This is a genomic window from Falsiroseomonas oryzae, assembly GCF_027856955.1.
GTDB classification, from domain to species: domain Bacteria; phylum Pseudomonadota; class Alphaproteobacteria; order Acetobacterales; family Acetobacteraceae; genus Falsiroseomonas; species Falsiroseomonas oryzae.
In genome coordinates this window covers 1-1,024 of sequence record NZ_JAPSMD010000868.1, presented here as the reverse complement: position 1 = coordinate 1,024, position 1,024 = coordinate 1, and the positions used below count along the sequence as shown (strand labels likewise).

Sequence of the window (1,024 nt, the reverse complement as noted above, 5' to 3'; positions counted from 1 at the left end):
CTCCAGCGCGGCGAGGTCGCCGGCGGCGCGCCGCTCGGCGGCCAGCGCCGCCTCCAGCTCCGTCACGCGCTGGCCGAGCGCGACGCCCCGTGCCTCGGACTCCGACAGGGCGCGGTCGGTGGCGGCGATGCGGCTGCTGCGCTCGACCGTGTAGCCGCACCCGGCCAGCGGCACGAGCACCAGCGGCAGGCAGCCGAGCGTGGCGGGCCTGCGCCAGCGTGACGTGGAATGCATGCGGTGCCTCCTGCGCGACCGGCAGCCCCCTGCGGCGGCCGTCCCCCTCCGTTGCGGGCCGGCGGCGCCGCATGCGGCAGGCCAACCGCTTCCCGGCCGAGCGTCAACCGCCCGGATGGCGGTTCCGGGCCTGATTCGGTCACGATCGTGATGGCGGGTCGTCCGGGCGCCAGGGTTCCTCGGGCCAGGCGTGCTTCGGGTAGCGCCCGCGCATGTCCTTGCGCGCGTCGCGCCACCCGCCGCGCCAGAAGCCCGCGAGGTCACCCGTGATGGCGATGGGCCGCCCGGCCGGCGAGAGCAGCGCGACCTGCAGCGGGACGCGGCCCTCGGCCAGCGGCGGCAGCGCATCGAGGCCGAACAGGTGCTGCGCGCGCGCTTCCAGCGTCGGCACCTCGCGGTCGTAGTCCACCGCGGCGCTGCGCCCGCCGGGCAGGTCGATTCGCGCGGGCAGCGCGGCATCCAGGCGCTTCTGCCTCTCCCAGGGCAGCAGGTTGCGCAGGATCGCCGTAAGGTCGAGCGCCTTCGCCTCGGCCAGCTTCGTGCGGCCATGCAGCTGCGGCGCGAGCCAATCCTCGACCGTCGCGGCCAGCGCCGCGTCCGAGACGTCGGGCCAGGCCTCGCCCTCCACCTGGCGCATCCAGCGCAGCCGCGCGCGGGTCTGCTTCGCCGCCTCGGTCCAGTCGAGGTCGCGCAGGCCGCGTTCCGCGGTGGCGCGGGCCAGCGCCGCGGCGACCGTCGCGGGGTCGGGCGCGGGCAGGGCGTGCTCCTCCAGCACGAGGGGGCCGAACAT

General features: G+C 77.1%; 2 protein-coding genes. Both read right to left on the bottom strand.

Features of this window, described 5'->3' with window-relative positions:
- The coding region (locus tag OZN99_RS32350; protein WP_270939285.1) for a hypothetical protein at positions 1–234 on the bottom strand (234 nt) is incomplete at its 3' end.
- Positions 235–373: 139 nt separating this feature from the next.
- Positions 374–1,024, bottom strand: a 651-nt coding sequence (locus tag OZN99_RS32345) for an ATP-dependent helicase C-terminal domain-containing protein (RefSeq protein ID WP_270939284.1), incomplete at its 5' end; no start/stop codon positions are given.